Below are 15,455 nucleotides of genomic sequence, written 5' to 3'. Positions count from 1 at the left end.
ATGAACACAGCGCCTGCCCCGGATCTCGTTGCCCTGGCCGCCCAGATCAAAATCTGGGGCGCGGAACTGGGCTTCCAGCAAGTTGGCATCACCGACACCGACCTGTCGGACGCCGAGCAGCACCTGCATGCCTGGCTGGCCGCGGATTACCACGGCGGCATGGAGTGGATGACCCACCACGGCCATAAGCGCAGCCGCCCCACCGAGCTGGAACCGCTGACGCGGCGGGTGATTTCAGTGCGCATGGACTACCTGCCACCGGACACCGCACCGGCCAAACGCCTGAAGCAGACCGACAAAGCCTACATTGCCCGCTACGCGCTCGGCCGCGATTACCACAAGCTAGTACGCAAACGCTTGGCGACGCTGGCGGCGCGCATCCGTGCCGAGGTCGCCGAGACCCAGCTGGCACGCGCCTTCGTCGACAGCGCTCCGGTGATGGAAAAACCACTGGCAGCCAAAGCCGGGCTCGGCTGGCAGGGCAAGCACACGTTGCTGATCAACCGCCATGCCGGCAGCTGGTTCTTCCTTGGTGAGCTGTACACCGATCTGCCGCTGCCGATCGACGCACCGGTAACGCGCCATTGCGGCTCCTGTTCGGCGTGCATCCAAGTCTGCCCCACCGACGCCATCGTGGCGCCCTACCAGCTCGATGCGCGGCGCTGCATCGCCTACCTGACCATTGAGCACAAAGGGGATATTCCGGAGCCGCTGCGGGCGCCGATCGGCAACCGTATTTTTGGCTGTGATGACTGTCAGCTGGTGTGCCCGTGGAACCGCTACGCGCGCTTCACCGGCGAGGGCGATTTCCATCCGCGCCATCAGCTGGATGACGCCACGCTGGTGGACCTGTTCCGTTGGAGCGAGCAAGACTTTCTCAGCCGCACCGAAGGCTCACCGTTGCGGCGGCCGGGCTATGAAAACTGGCTGCGGAACCTGGCGGTGGCACTGGGCAATGGCCCGGCCACGGCCGAGGCGATCGCGGCACTGCAGCAACGACGCGGCAGTGCCAGCGAGATGGTGGTGCGCCACATTGACTGGGCGCTGGCGCGGCTCAACACCGCGCCGTGAGGCTTATTCGCGCTCGAGCACCAGACTGGCCAGCATGCTGTCCACTGCTTCCAGCTCTTCGTTACGGTCTTCATCTTCGCAGCTGTAAGTGATCGCTAGAGCCACCTTGTCAGCGCGCAGGTACCAGGTGCGCCAGAAGTCGCCGTCTTCACGCTGCACGAAACGCAGGCCGCGGAATTCGCCGCACACCACTTGTTCCGCCGTCAGACCGGCATCCAGTTGATCCTGAGCCAGCATGGTCAGCTGTTCGTCGGTGATCGGTTCGTCTTCTTGGTAACCGATAATCTGCAGCACGCCGGCACCTTCCGGGTGGGAAAATACCGCGGCATCTTCCAGATCTTCGATTTCCCAACCCTCGATGACGTCGAGGGACCAGCCCAGTTCTTCTGTATCTGCCATAACCCAAACCTGTCGGTGGATGCCATTGATGGCGCGCAGTGTACCCGAGTTTGATGACGGGAACAGTGCTGCGCGCCAGCGGCGCGGCAGCATTGCGCACCAACATGGTGCAAGCCTGTGTCAGCAAAAACATGCATGTAAGCCGGCTCTGGCAAGCACATGAATTCATTTCACTTATTCCTGTATACAAGGCACTTTCAGCACTGCCATCATGCCCGCCCCCTGTGCTCGCCCGGAGAACCTCTGTGGACGCATTGCTGCATCATGACCCGTTGTGGCTGCTGGGCCTGCTCGGCGCGCTAGTGGTGACTGGCTGCGTGGCCGGCTTACTGGCCGGCTTGCTTGGCGTCGGCGGCGGCATCGTGGTGGTCCCGATGCTGTACTACCTGTTCGGCAGCCTCGGCGTGGATGAGGCGGTGCGCATGCACCTCACCGTCGGCACCTCGCTGGCGGCCATCATCCCGACCTCGTTCATGTCGTTCCGCGCCCATGACGCGCGCGGCAACCTCGACCGCGCCCTGCTGCGCCGCTGGGCAGTGCCGCTGCTGCTGGGCTCTCTCGCGGGCATCCTGGTGTCCGCGCTGGTAGCGGGCCAAGTACTGACCGGCTTGTTTGCGGCAGTGGCGGTGCTGGTAGCACTGCACATGGCGCTCGGCAGCCGCCCGGGCCGACTCGGCCAGCAACTGCCGGGCACGCCTTGGAACCAATTGATGGCGCTGGTGATCGCCGGCTTTTCGACGCTGATGGGCATCGGCGGCGGCACCCTGAGCGTGCCGGCACTGAATGCGTTCAATTACCCAATGCACCGGGCGGTGGGCACCGCAGCCGGCATCGGCATGCTGATCAGCCTGCCCGGCGCGCTGGGTTTCCTTTGGCAAGGCTGGCAGGCTCCCAGTTTGCCGCCGCTGTCGCTGGGCTATGTGAACCTGGCCGGGGTGGCACTGATCGTGCCGCTAACGATGCTGGTGGCACCGCTTGGCGTGCGGCTGGCCGGCCGCCTTGATGCCCGCCATTTACAGCGCCTGTTCGCGCTGTTCCTGTTGCTGACGTCGGCCCGCATGGTGGCCGACCTGCTGTGAACGTTGCTTTGGAGATTTGCTGACATGCTCAATACCCCCCGCTCGCTTGGCGGCATGCTGGTCGCACCGCACCACCTCGCCGCCCAGGCCGGTCGCGATGTGCTCAAAGAAGGCGGCCATGCCGTGGACGCAATGCTGGCGGCCGCCGCCACCATCGCCGTGGTGTACCCGCACATGAACGGCATCGGTGGCGATGGTTTCTGGCTGATCGCCCGCGCGGGTCAAGATCCGGTGGCGGTGGACGCCTGCGGCGCGGCGGCACTGGCGGCAACGCCGGAGTGGTACCGCGAACGTGGAGTGCAGCAGATTCCCGAGCGCGGCCCACTGGCGTCCCTGACCGTGGCCGGCAGCATTGGCGGCTGGCAGCAAGCACGCAATGTCGCTGCCGATTGGGGCCCGGCCCTGCCGCTGTCGCGGTTGCTGGCCGATGCCATCCACCACGCCCGCAACGGCGTCGCCACCAGCCGCAGCCAAGCGGAGCTGAGCATTTCGAAATTCGACGCGCTGGCTAACGTACCGGGGTTTGCCGAGCAATTCCTCGACCAAGGTCGGCCGCCGGCGGAGGGCTGGGTGTTCCGCCAGCCAGCGCTGGCCGACACGCTTGAGCAACTGGCCCGCGCCGGCCTGGATGACTTCTACCGCGGCGACTTGGCCCGTGCCCAAGCCGACGATCTGGCGGCAGTGGGCAGCCCGCTGCGCCTCGAAGACTTTGCCCGGCACCAATCGCTGGTGCTGCCGGCGCTCTCCACCCGCCTCAACGGCGCCACCCTGTTCAACCAACCGCCGCCCACCCAAGGCATGGCCTCGCTGATGATCCTCGGCATGTTCGAGCGGCTTGGCATTACCGAGGCGGAAGGCTTCGACCATGTGCACGGATTGGTGGAAGCCACCAAGCAGGCCTTCATCGTGCGCGACGCTCACTGCACCGACCCGGCTCATATGACCGTGGATGTGGCCGAGTTCCTCACCGCCGAGGCGATCCGCCAACGGGCCGGCAACATCGACCGCCAGCGCGCACTACCGTGGCCCCACCCGGGCCAACCTGGCGACACCATCTGGATGGGCTGTATTGACCAGTACGGCAACGCGGTGAGCTTTATCCAGAGTATTTATTGGGAATTCGGCAGCGGTGTGGTGCTGCCGCAAACCGGCCTGCTGTGGCAGAACCGTGGTGTCAGTTTCTCGCTCGATGCCGACGGCGCTCATCCGCTGCAGCCGGGCCGCAAACCGTTCCACACCCTCAATCCGGCGATGGCCCGTTTCGACGACGGTCGCACCATGGTTTACGGCACCATGGGTGGCGAAGGACAGCCGCAGTCGCAGGCGGCGCTGTTCAGCCGCTATGCGCTGTTTAACCAACCGCTGCAGCAAGCCATCACCGCACCGCGCTGGCTGCTGGGCCGCACCTGGGGCGACACCACCACCACGCTGAAACTGGAAAGCCGCTTTGAACCAGCGTTGGTGCAAGCACTAGTCGATGCCGGCCACAACGTGGAAGTACTGGACGCCCCGTTCAGCGACACCATGGGCCATGCCGGTGCCATCGTGCGCCACGCCGATGGCGTGCTGGAAGGCGCCACCGACCCGCGCGCCGACGGCATCGTGGCCGCCCACTGATGGAGCGGCCGGCGCCGCCGCTGGCGGAGCAGGTGCGCCAGCAACTGGCCGATGCGATCCTCGCCGGCCAGTTAGCGCCCGGCACCCGGCTGGATGAAGTGCGCTTGGCGCAGCGTCACGGCGTGTCCCGCACACCGCTGCGCCAAGCATTGCAAGCACTGGTCAGCGCCGGACTGGCCGAGCACCATCCGCGACGCGGGGTGTTCGTATGCGATGTCAGCCCGGCGCAGCTGTCGGCCATGTTCGAGTACGCCGCCGATATGGAAGCGCTGTGTGCACAACGAGCGGCGCAGCACATGACCCGCGCCGAGCGGGAACTGCTGCTGGCCACCCATCTCGACGCCGCGCGGCTGCTGGCAGCCGACGACGCCGACGCCTACGACAGCGCCAACCTGCTGTTCCACGAGTTGCTGTTCCGCGGCGCGCATAACGAATACCTGTATGCCGCCGCGCTGGCGGCCCGCGACCGGGTGCAAGCCTACCGCCGCGCCCAATTCCAAAGCCCTGAGCGGCGCGCCGCTTCCCATGCTGAGCACCAGCACATCGTGCTGGCGGTGGTACGTGGCGATGGCGCCCGCGCGGCCGAGTTGCTACGCCGCCATTTGGGCAACGCCGAACGCAGCGCGCTGCAGCAACTGCCCAGCGCGGCGGGTGAGTCCGGCGCTAGCGCCCACTGCGCTAACAGCACCACTGCGGGAGCGAGTCAGCCTTCCACTGCACTAGTCTCTGCCACGGCCAAATAACGGCGCGGCGTGGTGCCGGTCATGGTGCGGAAAAATGCCACCAGCGCCGTATCGCTGTCGAACCCCAGCTCTGCCGCTGCATCGGCCAGGCGAGCCCCGCCGGCCAGAATCTCGATGCCCTTCAACAGCCGCCATTGCTGGCGCCACTGCTGGTAGCCAAGGCCGGTTTCAGCCCGCATCAACCGTGTCAGCGTACGCGCACTGGCGCCGGCGGTGGCAGCCAGCTGATGCAGCGGCGGCGGCAATTGATCCTGATGCAGCACCGCCAGCCGCCGGTCACGGGGCAGCGGCAACCAAGTCGGCACTTCTGCGCCCCGCAGCACGCCTAATCGACACAGCGTGAGCCAAGCCGCTGCTTCGTGTTGCTGCCAATCGGTGTCGGCCGCCGCCAGCGCCATCTGCTCCAGCACCTCGCGCAGCAGCGGCGGCACGTCCAGCAACTTGGGCTGCGCCGGCCAACCGGGGCAGCGCGCCACGTCCACATACACCGAGCGGTAACCCACCACAGCATGCAGCTGCACCCGGTGCACCACCTGCGGCGGAATCCAGGCTGCCCGCTGCGGCGGCAATACCCCACGCTGGTCCGCCAGCGTTAGCCGAATGCAGCCATGACGAGCAAACAGCACCTGACCGCGCCGGTGGCAATGTAGGCCAGAGTCGTGCTCACGCAGGGTGGAGGCAATGCCGACCACCGGCGCCGCCACTTGGTCCGGGTCAAATACCGCATCCGCCGCCAGCCACATGGCGCCTCCTGTCCGATTTGATGGATTAATTGGCCGAATCAATATAACCGCCCAACCTCCGCCCCGACACAATGGCGTCCCGATTATTGCGGAGCCTTACCGTGTCTCGCCCGACCCTGCCCTTGTTGGCCGCGCTGCTGATGTTTCCGCAGCTGGCTGAAACCCTATACAGCCCGGCCCTGCCGGCCATCGCCAGCCGTTTCCAGGTGGACGCCGCCGCTGCCGGCCAGACACTGTCGTGGTACTTCGTCGCGTTCGCGGTCGGCACCGTGTTGTGGGGACGGCTGTGCGACCGCATCGGCCGCCGCGCCACTCTGCTGTGGGGGCTCGGCCTTTATCTGGCCGCCGCCAGTGCCGCACTGGTGATCCGTGACTTCGAGTTGTTCCTGCTGATGCGCATGCTGTCCGCGCTGGGCGCAGCGGTGGGCTCCATCGTCACCCAAACCATGCTGCGCGACCTGTGGCAGGGCGAGGCGTTGGCAGCGCGGTTTGCCCAGCTTGGCCTGCCGCTGGCATTGAGCCCGGCCTTGGGCGCATTGACCGGCGCGCTGCTGGTGAGCAGCGGTGGGCTCGACGCAGCACTGTCCGGGCTGGCACTGCTGGCAGCGCTGTTGCTGGTTTGGAGCGCCCTCGGCCTGACCGAAACCCGCCCGCCGCAGCAGACCGTAGCGCCGGTGCTACCGACCTTACGCCGCATGCTCACCGATCCCGGCGTACTGCGCATAGCGCTGCAGGTGGGGGTGATGAACGTCAGCCTGTTTGCCTACTACCAACTGGCGCCGTTCCAGTTTGAAGCGTTCGGCGCGCCGACTCTGCTGTTTGGCTTGAGTGGCGGACTGGTGGCGGCGGCGGTCTGGGGTGGCGCTTGGCTGAACCGCCAGCTGCGGGCACGGATCGGCCGCGCCGGGCCACTGCTTTGGGGCGCGTTCATCTGGTTGGGTGGGTGTGGCTTGCTGAGCCTGTGGGCCGGCGCACAGTTATGGGCGATGGTGCCGGCCGCGTTGGCGGCGGTGGCCTATGGTGCGGCGATCCCGAACCTGCTGGCCGCCGCGCTGGCGGACTATGACGAGTGCCGCGGCACCGCCGGTGCCCTGCTGGGGCTGGGTTATTACCTGGTGCTGGCGGCGGGGCTGGGGCTGTCACGCCATGCCGACCAGCTGGGCGGGGTGTTGTTAGCGTGCGCGGCGCTGGTGCTGCTGGCCGAAGCCAGCCGCTGGCGCCGCCCCACGCTCAGGATGCCTCTTCGCTGACCACCAGCTGACGACGCTCCACCGGCACATACTTGCTCGGGAAGGCGTAGCGCACGATGCGCCAGCACACTTGGCCAAACTGGCGCCACAGTGAACCGGTGTTGTAATGCACCCCGTAGCGCTGGCAGATGTCGCGGATTTCCGGCGCCACTTGGGCGTAGCGGTAGGCCGGCAGATCAGGGAACAGGTGGTGCTCGATCTGGAAGCTGAGGTTACCGGACAGAATATGCATCAGCCGGCCGCCCTTGAGGTTGGAGGAGCCGCGGATCTGGCGCAGGTACCAATGGCCGCGGGTCTCGTTGCGCAGCACGCTTTTCGGGAACACCTCCGCATTGGCGGTGAAGTGGCCGCAGAAAATGATCAGCCAGGTCCAGACGTTGCGGATGCCGTTAGCGACGACGTTGCCAAGCAGCACCGGCAGGAAGAACGGCCCCGCCACCAGCGGAAACAGCACGTAGTCCTTGAGCAGCTGGCGCCCGGCCTTGCGTGCCACCGGGCTGGCCGCTTCGCGGAACTCCCCCTTGCTCATGCGACCGGCGAACAGACGGCCAATGCGCAGGTTTTGGATCGCCACCCCCCACTGAAACAGCAGCGCGAAAATCACGCTAAAGAACGGCTGGAACAGGTAGAACGGGCGCCAGCGCTGCTCTGGGAACAGCCGCAGCAGGCCATAGCCGATGTCGTCGTCCATGCCCTTGATGTTGGTGTAAGTGTGGTGCTTGAAGTTGTGCGTATGGCGCCAGTTGTCAGAGGTGCCGACGATGTCCCATTCGTAGGTCTTGCCGTTGAATTGAGGATCATTCATCCAGTCGTACTGGCCATGCATGACGTTGTGGCCCAGCTCCATGTTCTCAAGGATCTTCGACAACCCCAGCAGCAACGTGCCGAGCAGCCAGAACGGCGGGAACAGGCCCAGGAACAGCAGCCCGCGACCGGCCGCTTCGGTGTAACGCACTGCAGCGTGGACGCGGCGGATGTAGCGCGCATCGCGCTCACCGACTTCTGCTTCGACGCGCTCACGCACCGCATCGATTTCGCGGCCAAATGCCTCGACTTCCGCCGCAGTCAGGGCGCGGCTCGGAGAGGGGGACAGGCTCATGGTCGGGACTTCCTCACAGGTCCAAAGTCAGATCGGAGCGCGCGCTGCTCACGCACAGCCGAAGCGCAGTGATCGGTTCGGCGCTGAGTGCGCCATTGAGTAAATCTTCGGTGGTACCGGCCTGCTTGCCGCAGGAGCAGGTGTTGCAAATGCCCATGCGGCAACCGTGGGGCGGCCGCTCGCCGGCCTGCTCCAACGCGGCCAGCAGCGGCGTGCCACCGGGCACCGTCAGCTGCCGCCCGGAACGGGCCAAGGTAATGGTCACCGGCTCGCCGGCGGGTTGCAGTGGCGGCAGTGAAAACGCTTCGCTGACCACTTGCAATGCCTGCCCCGCCACCAGCGCTTCGGCGCTGCTGACAAAGCCGGCCGGCCCGCAGCTGTAGACCCGACTGCCGGCTAGCAGCGGTGCCCACTCCGCCAGCTGTTCGGCGTTGATGCGCGCCGCCGGCGCCTCGCCTTCACGGGTCAGCAGCGGCTGCCAACGAAACTGCGGATGGTCCGCCGCCAATTGGTCAAACTCATCGGCAAAGCACAGCGACGCCGCGCGGTCAGCCCAATACAGCAGGGTCACTGACGGCGGCAGCGCATCGGCCGCCGCTGCAGCGCGCAGCAGGCTACGAAACGGCGTGATGCCACTGCCGGCTGCCAGCAGCAGCCAAGGCGCCTGGTCCTGCGGCAACAGCATGTCGCCGAAACCGGCGCTGACTTCCAGCGTGCTGCCCACCCGCTCCGGGGCGCTGAGGAAATGGCTGACGCAGCCTCCGGGCTGTTCACGCACGGTGATCTGCCATTGGCGGGCATCCAGCACGGTTGGACTGTAAGCGCGGGTATGGCGCACACCGGCCACGTCGACGGTGATATTGACGTGCTGGCCCGGCAGCAGCGCCGGCGCACGGCGCCCCCAGCGCAGGGTCAGGGTAGTGGCGCCGTCAGCGGCGGCGGTGACGGCAGACACCCGTGCCAAACGTCGTTCCCAGCGCCAGGTGCGGGACAGGTGGGCGGCCCAAAAATCAAAAATCTTGGGATCCACCAGCGGCGACAGCCAGCGCTTCAGGGCAGACTCGGTGTGCATCGGCACCTCGTTAAATCAGGGCGCGCGGCAATCGCCGCAACGCGAAGACGGGCGATAATATACATTTGTATATATACTCGTCCAGACGCCGATGGCGGCGCTGATCGGCGCTGTTGCGGTATCATCCCCAGCCTTTTGCCGTTTGCGAGCCTTTCTATGGACAGTGCCAGCCCCACCGATCGCGTCGCCCCCCGCCCCCACCTGGGCCGCCGGGCAGTGATCACTGCCGGGGACCTGATGGACGCCGCACTGCAACTGGTCGGCCCGCACCGCAGTATTTCTACGCTTAGCCTGCGCGAGATCGCCCGCGAAGCCGGCATCGCACCAAACAGTTTTTACCGCCATTTCCGTGATGTGGACGAGCTGGCGGTCGCACTGATTAGCCAAGCTGGCACCACCCTGCGCCAGATTATCGGCGAGGCCCGTCATCGCGCCTCCGTCGAGCAGAGCGTGGTACACGGCTCGGTGGAAACCTTCATGGAACAGCTGCGCGCCGACCAGCAGTACTTGCCGCTGCTGCTGCGCGAGGGGTCGGTGGGTTCGAAAGCGTTCAAGGACGCGGTGGAAGCCCAGTTGTGCTTCTTCGAGGAAGAGTTGTGCCAGGATTTAGTCCGGCTGGCGAAGCTGCGGGGCACCGGTGTGCACACGCCAGAACTGGTGGCGCGCGCCATTACCCGACTGGTGTTCGCCATGGGTGCCACCGCCATGGACCTGCCGGAAGACCAGCACCCACGCATCGTAGATGACGTCTCGACCATGGTGCGCATGATCATCCTCGGCACCCAGTCGATGGCACGGGGCCTGGATCAGGCCCCGCTGTAATACTCAGATCGAAAACACCTTGCCACGGTAAAACTGCAGCTCAGCAATCGACTCCCGGATGTCGGCCAGCGCTTGGTGGGTACCCTGTTTGCGGAACCCGGCGAGGATCTCCGGCGCCCAGCAGCGGGTCAGCTCCTTCACCGTGGACACATCCAAGTTGCGGTAATGGAAGTACTCTTCCAGCCGCGGCATGCCACGCCACAGGAAGCGGCGGTCCTGACAAATGCTGTTGCCGCACATCGGCGACACCCCCCGGTCCACCCACTCCTGCAGGAACGCGAGCGTCTGCTCTTCGGCCTCGTCTGCTTCCACCCCTTGTTCACGGATGCGGTCAAGCAGCCCGGAGCCGGTATGGGTGGTGGTGTTCCACTCGTCCATCTGCGCCAACACCGCTTCCGGCTGGCGCACCGCCAGCACCGGCCCTTCGGCCAGCACATTGAGCTGGTTGTCGGTGACGATGGTGGCAATTTCTATGATCCGATCCCGGTCCGGGTTCAGCCCAGTCATCTCCAGGTCGATCCAGATCAGGTTTTGTTTGCGGTCGCTCATGGCGTCACTCCTGTAGCACTGCACCGTGCGGCCACGGTCTGTCGGGCACTGTACCACTTGCCGTCAGCGGGTGAAGGTTTCCCTTGAGTCGGCGGCGAATATGCCGATCATGGTCGCCATGCCAAGAGGAACCCCATGAGCAAACGCCAACTCAACCGGCGCCAGCGCTGGCGCATCGACAAGATCCAGAACGAACGACTGGAGCGCGCCCGGCGCCGCCAGCAGCGACTGGACAGCGATGTGGCCGACGAGCTCGGCGACACCGAGGCCGGCCGCGTGACCGCCCACTACGGCAGCAAAGTCGAAGTGGAAGCGCAGGCACGCCCCGGCGAGCGTTTGCGCTGTCATTTCCGCGCCACCTTGCCACAACTGGTGGTCGGCGATTTAGTGTTCTTCCAGCCCCCGCGCAGCGCCGGCGATGGCGTGGTGGTGGCGCTGGAACCGCGCCGCACCGAACTGCGGCGCCCCGATTTTTACGGCAACCTGAAGCCGGTGGCCGCCAACCTCGACCGGCTGTTGATCGTGTTCGCACCGCTGCCGGTGCCATCCAGCCAACTGTTGGACCGCTATTTGGTAGCGGCGGAACTGTCCGGCATCGCCCCGGTGTTGGTGCTCAATAAAGCGGACCTGGTCGATGACGTGCTGCGTCCTTACATGGATGAGCTGTGCAAGCTGTATACCGACCTGGACTACCCGGTGATCGAGGCATCCGCCACCGAGGCCACTGGGCTGGATGCACTGCGCGCGGCACTGACCGGTCACTGCGCCGCCTTTGTTGGTCAATCCGGGGTCGGCAAATCGTCGCTGGTGAACGCGCTACTGCCCGAAGCGGCGCTGGCGATTGGGGCCTTGTCGGAGCGCTCCGGCCTCGGCCAGCACACCACCACCACCGCGCAGCTGTTCGATGTACCCGGCGGCGGCGTGCTGATTGACTCCCCCGGCATTCGCGAATTTGGCCTCTGGCACATTGATGAGCCGACGCTGCTGTCTGGTTACACCGATCTGGCGCCACTGGCCGGCCGCTGCCGCTTCCGCAACTGCTCGCACCGCCACGAACCGGGCTGCGCACTGCACCAGGCGGTGGCGGATGGGCGGGTGGCAGAAGAACGTCTGGACAACTTTTTCCGCATCGCCGAGACCCTCGACGACGATACCCGCGCCCGCTATACCCCGGCCTGACCGCCGCGCCACAAATGCATTTGTGACAACCGGCGCCATTGGTCAGAATGAGCCGGTTTTCCGCCCGTCCCTTGGAGGATCCGACGTCAATGGAAGCCACCCTGTTTGAACGCCTGTTCGTCATCCTGCAGCACCTGCTGCCCCAGCACCTGGTATCACGGCTGGTGGGTTGGGTGGCGCGCAGCGAGATTTCCTGGATCAAGACCACCTTCATCCGCCAATTCCACCGCCAGTACGACATCGACCTGAGCGAAGCGCAGATTGAAGACGCCGATGCCTACCCCAGCTTTAACGCCTTCTTCACCCGTGCGTTGAAGCCGGAAGCTCGCCCCATCGCCGCCGCGCATGACGCCATCGCCTGCCCAGCGGATGGCGCCGTGAGCCAGCTTGGCGCACTGCGCGACGGCCAACTGCTGCAAGCCAAGGGCCACACCTACTCGGCACAGGAACTGCTCGGTGGCGACAGCGCCCTGGCCGCAGAATTCGATGGCGGCACCTTCGCCACCGTGTACCTGTCACCGCGCGACTACCACCGCGTCCACATGCCGGTGCGTGGCACGCTGCGAGAAATGATCTACGTACCCGGCGACTTGTTCTCAGTAAACCAGACCACCACCCGCCAGGTTCCGCGCCTGTTCGCCCGCAACGAGCGCGCCGTGTGCATCTTCGACACCGAGCAAGGCCCGCTGGCAATGGTCTTGGTGGGCGCCATGATCGTGGCCGGCATCGAAACGGTATTTGCCGGCCAAGTCACCCCGCAGCCGAGCGAGATTACCCGTACCCGCTACACCGAGGGCCCGATCACGCTGGAAAAAGGCGATGAGCTGGGCCGCTTTTTGCTGGGTTCCACAGTGGTAATGCTGTTTGCTCCGGGGGCCTGCCAATGGCGCGCCGGCCTGGGCATGGAGAGCCCGGTACGTATGGGTGAGGATATCGGCCAACTGCTGAAAGCGGCGGCCGATATTCCGATCTTGGCCAGCGACGAATAAACCTTTGGCCCGCAGCGGCGGGCTTGTGCGCCGGTTCTGGTAGCTGGCGCACATCCACTGCCCCAGCCAGATGACCGCAATAGCAGCGCTCACTGACAGCCGCAATAGACCTCCGAATACAGCTCCACCGCACCATCCCAGCGCTACGTCTTTGAGAGTGCGCAGAACAGCACCATTAAAACGGCGGGCTGCCTAGGCACCCGCCGTTTTTAATGGTCGCTCTTCGGTTGCTAGCACCGGGGCGCCGCACCACTGCCCATCAGGCCGGCGAAGTCTGGTTCTCCGGCATCGGCAACGCGGTCACCGCCGCTAACAGCAGCTCGTCTGACTGCCGCTCCAACCGCTCCTGGTGACGCTGCACCAGCGGCCCCAACGGCTGCAACCGCACCGCCACTGCCACGTCGTCATCCTCGGTCAGCGTCAGTGCGGCATCGGCCTGCCAGGCCGCGATGCGGTCCAGCGCCAGCGGCAGCAGCTCGGCCACCGGCACCATCAACTCGCCCACCGGGCCCTGCTCGCACCAGCCCAGCGCCGACAGGTCATCGGCATCGCCGGTGACCAACGCACTAAAGCCGAGCGCCACGCGGCCATCCTGGTGGTGCCACTCGGACAACTTACCGGCGGCCATCAAGAACAGAGTGCCGGCACACACCGCGCGGTAGGCGGCTTCTTCGGCATCGCCTTCGAACAGCACGGCGCAGTCCTCACCCAGCGCGCCGTCGCAGCGGCCGTCGTACAGTGCCACCGCACGCTCCAACAGTTGCTGCCAGGGCTTGAGCATGGTTTCCAACAGGCCGGGGGTGTAACGCGCATCAAGGTGGGCGCGGTGCGCCAGACCGATTCGCAGCACCGCCGCCGGGCCCGGCGGCGTGGCGGGCATCATCGCGTCCCAGTCATCGTCCACCGGCGCCGGCGGACGACCAAGAATCGGCTCTCCGCGCAGGTGCCGGGACAGCCCTTCAAACAGCACCCGGAAGCCGAGCAAGCACAGCGTCAGCAGCACGAAACCGGCTTCCACCGGCTCGCGCTCCGGCGCCGCCGAGCTCGGCCACAGCTGTACCAACCCCACCACACTGCCATTGGCCAGCTTGATGGTTTGGATGGTGGGCGCCGGCCCCTCGGCCTCGCCGCTCACCGCCAGCTGCTGGCCCGTGGCACTTTCAAAGCGCAGCGCCTGCACTGAACGCTGAGCCACCGCCCGTCGCGCCATCACATTCAGGCTCACCCGATCGCCGGCGGCGGCCGCTTCGGCGGCGTTCTCCGCCACCACGGCGGCGATCTCGCGCAGCTGTTGTTCACGTTGTACCTGCACCTGGTGATCGATGCGCTCGAGGAAGTACAGCCCCAGCGCAATGCACGCCAGCAGCAAAATCACCAGATCACGCAGCAGATTGCCTTCGGTGGCCAGCCACTGCCGCCAGGTCGCGCCGGACGCGGACATTGGCGCTCTCCCTTGGTCGGTTGAATTGAGGGTTTCGTCGGTTGCCGCGCAGTATAGCCCAGCGACTGCGGCACGCATGCCCCCTTGCGCGCTTTGCTGCTACTCTATGCGCCCCCGATTTCTGCCCTCCGGTTATGATGAGGACTGCTGCGTGCGCGACATCATTCTGATCCAGGTCTCCGGCAACGACCGTCCGGGTTTAACGGCGGCGTTTACCCGCATTCTGGCCCAGTACCACCTGAACATTCTCGATATGGGCCAAGCGGTGATTCACGACACCCTGTCGCTGGGCATCCTGGTGGAAGTGCCGGTGGGCGCACAGGCAGCGCCGATGCTGAAGGATCTGCTGTTTGAAGCGCACAAGCTGAACATTTCGGTGCGTTTCCGCCCGATTGACCTGCCGCGCTATGAAGAGTGGGTGGCCGGCCAGGGCAAAGACCGTTACATCATCACGCTGCTGGCGCGGCGGATTACCGCCAGCCAACTGAGCGCGGTGACCGCGGTGGTGGCGGACAACGACCTCAACATCGACAACATCAACCGCTTGTCTGGCCGGGTGCGGCTGGACGACGAAGAAGCCAATCCCGATGCCCGCGCCTGCATCGAAATTTCGGTGCGCGGTGAGCCCAAGGACGTGGCCGCCATGCGCGCCGCCTTCCTCGACATTGCCAACCAGCAGAATGTGGACATCGCGTTCCAGAAAGATTCCGCATTCCGCCGCAACCGCCGGTTGGTGGTGTTCGACATGGACTCGACGCTGATCGAATCGGAAGTGATTGACGAGTTGGCCGCCGAGGCCGGGGTTGGCGAGCAGGTGTCGGCGATCACCGAGCAGGCCATGCGCGGTGAACTGGACTTTGACGAAAGCTTCCGCCAGCGCGTCGCACTGCTGAAAGGACTGGATGCCGCCGCACTGGAACGCGTGCAACAACGCATTCGCCTCACTGAAGGCGCCGAGCGTTTGATCGGCACCCTCAAGGCACTGGGCTACCGCACCGCCATCTTGTCCGGCGGCTTCACTTGGTTCGGCGAATACTTGCAGCGGTTGCTGGGCATCGATTACGTGTACGCCAACCAGTTGGAGATTGAGAACGGCCAGGTCACCGGCCGGGTGGTGGGCGACATCGTCAACGGTCAGCGCAAGGCATCTCTACTGCGGGCCATTGCCGCGCAGGAAGGCATCAGCCTAGAGCAGACCATTGCCGTGGGCGATGGCGCCAACGACCTGCCGATGCTCGGCATTGCCGGCCTCGGCATTGCCTTCCGCGCCAAGCCGCTGGTGAAAGAAAATGCCAAACAGGCGATTTCCACGCTCGGCTTGGACGGTGTGCTGTACCTGATCGGGGTGCGTGACCGCGATCAGGCCGAGCTGCTCGCCGCCCAACAGCGGCCGCACGCCTAA

15 protein-coding genes are annotated in these 15,455 nt (G+C 65.5%); 9 read left to right on the top strand and 6 right to left on the bottom strand.

From position 1 onward, the window contains the following. Positions 1–1,071, top strand: coding sequence for a tRNA epoxyqueuosine(34) reductase QueG (gene queG, locus AB5I84_RS02365; protein WP_369454226.1), 1,071 nt, complete (start codon positions 1–3; stop codon positions 1,069–1,071). 3 nt (positions 1,072–1,074) lie between these two features. On the opposite strand, the gene AB5I84_RS02360 is transcribed toward queG, so the two are convergent. Continuing rightward, positions 1,075–1,470, bottom strand: coding sequence for a hypothetical protein (locus tag AB5I84_RS02360; RefSeq protein ID WP_369454225.1), 396 nt, complete (start codon positions 1,468–1,470; stop codon positions 1,075–1,077). Between the two features lie 245 nt (positions 1,471–1,715). Between AB5I84_RS02360 and AB5I84_RS02355 the strand changes: the two genes are divergently transcribed. The 3 genes from AB5I84_RS02355 to AB5I84_RS02345 are packed head-to-tail and all read left to right on the top strand — an operon-like array spanning position 1,716 to position 4,909. After that, positions 1,716–2,549: a sulfite exporter TauE/SafE family protein gene (locus AB5I84_RS02355; protein ID WP_369454224.1), complete on the top strand. Its 834-nt coding sequence runs from the start codon at positions 1,716–1,718 to the stop codon at positions 2,547–2,549. A gap of 24 nt (positions 2,550–2,573) precedes the next feature. Next, entirely contained in the window at positions 2,574–4,166 is a 1,593-nt protein-coding gene (locus tag AB5I84_RS02350) for a gamma-glutamyltransferase family protein (RefSeq protein WP_369454223.1), read from the top strand. Then, on the top strand, positions 4,166–4,909 hold the full coding sequence (locus AB5I84_RS02345) for a GntR family transcriptional regulator (protein WP_369454222.1): 744 nt from the start codon (positions 4,166–4,168) through the stop codon (positions 4,907–4,909). The genes AB5I84_RS02350 and AB5I84_RS02345 overlap by 1 nt, the downstream gene beginning before the upstream one ends. Here AB5I84_RS02345 and AB5I84_RS02340 read toward each other — a convergent pair. Beyond that, entirely contained in the window at positions 4,870–5,652 is a 783-nt protein-coding gene (locus AB5I84_RS02340) for an AraC family transcriptional regulator (protein ID WP_369454221.1), read from the bottom strand. The genes AB5I84_RS02345 and AB5I84_RS02340 overlap by 40 nt on opposite strands. A 101-nt stretch (positions 5,653–5,753) precedes the next feature. Here AB5I84_RS02340 and AB5I84_RS02335 point away from each other — a divergent pair, with 101 nt between their 5' ends. Next, a complete protein-coding gene (locus AB5I84_RS02335) occupies positions 5,754–6,902 on the top strand; it encodes an MFS transporter (RefSeq protein WP_369454220.1) in 1,149 nt (382 codons plus the stop codon). On the opposite strand, the gene AB5I84_RS02330 is transcribed toward AB5I84_RS02335, so the two are convergent. Beyond that, on the bottom strand, positions 6,883–8,001 hold the full coding sequence (locus AB5I84_RS02330) for a fatty acid desaturase family protein (protein ID WP_369454219.1): 1,119 nt from the start codon (positions 7,999–8,001) through the stop codon (positions 6,883–6,885). The two genes, AB5I84_RS02335 and AB5I84_RS02330, sit on opposite strands and share 20 nt — an antisense overlap. 13 nt (positions 8,002–8,014) lie before the next feature. Continuing rightward, the gene (locus AB5I84_RS02325) at positions 8,015–9,073 is read right to left on the bottom strand and encodes a flavin reductase family protein (RefSeq protein ID WP_369454218.1); all 1,059 of its coding nucleotides are present in this window, start codon (positions 9,071–9,073) and stop codon (positions 8,015–8,017) included. A 156-nt stretch (positions 9,074–9,229) separates the two neighbouring features. Here AB5I84_RS02325 and fabR point away from each other — a divergent pair, with 156 nt between their 5' ends. Next, positions 9,230–9,895, top strand: a complete 666-nt coding sequence (gene fabR, locus AB5I84_RS02320; protein WP_369454217.1) for an HTH-type transcriptional repressor FabR — start codon at positions 9,230–9,232, stop codon at positions 9,893–9,895. A gap of 3 nt (positions 9,896–9,898) precedes the next feature. Here the strand turns inward: fabR and orn are convergent, their stop codons facing one another. Continuing rightward, positions 9,899–10,444 (bottom strand): oligoribonuclease, encoded by a 546-nt coding sequence (orn, locus tag AB5I84_RS02315; RefSeq protein ID WP_369454216.1) that lies wholly within the window; start codon positions 10,442–10,444, stop codon positions 9,899–9,901. 135 nt (positions 10,445–10,579) lie between these two features. Here orn and rsgA point away from each other — a divergent pair, with 135 nt between their 5' ends. Both rsgA and asd read left to right on the top strand, forming a co-directional pair. Then, the gene (rsgA, locus tag AB5I84_RS02310; protein ID WP_369454215.1) at positions 10,580–11,623 is read left to right on the top strand and encodes a small ribosomal subunit biogenesis GTPase RsgA; all 1,044 of its coding nucleotides are present in this window, start codon (positions 10,580–10,582) and stop codon (positions 11,621–11,623) included. An 89-nt stretch (positions 11,624–11,712) separates the two neighbouring features. Further along, complete coding sequence (gene asd / locus AB5I84_RS02305; RefSeq protein ID WP_369454214.1) at positions 11,713–12,612, top strand: archaetidylserine decarboxylase; 900 nt, start codon at positions 11,713–11,715, stop codon at positions 12,610–12,612. 259 nt (positions 12,613–12,871) lie between these two features. On the opposite strand, the gene AB5I84_RS02300 is transcribed toward asd, so the two are convergent. Next, entirely contained in the window at positions 12,872–14,053 is a 1,182-nt protein-coding gene (locus tag AB5I84_RS02300) for a hypothetical protein (protein ID WP_369454213.1), read from the bottom strand. Positions 14,054–14,204: 151 nt separating this feature from the next. On the opposite strand from AB5I84_RS02300, the gene serB reads away from it, so the two are divergent. After that, complete coding sequence (serB, locus tag AB5I84_RS02295; protein WP_369454212.1) at positions 14,205–15,455, top strand: phosphoserine phosphatase SerB; 1,251 nt, start codon at positions 14,205–14,207, stop codon at positions 15,453–15,455.

Origin of the sequence: Alcanivorax sp. REN37, assembly GCF_041102775.1 — a bacterium.
Taxonomy (GTDB): Bacteria; Pseudomonadota; Gammaproteobacteria; order Pseudomonadales; family Alcanivoracaceae; genus Isoalcanivorax; species Isoalcanivorax beigongshangi.
The sequence above is the reverse complement of the archived record's forward strand: the minus strand, read 5'-3'. Positions and strand labels throughout refer to the sequence as shown.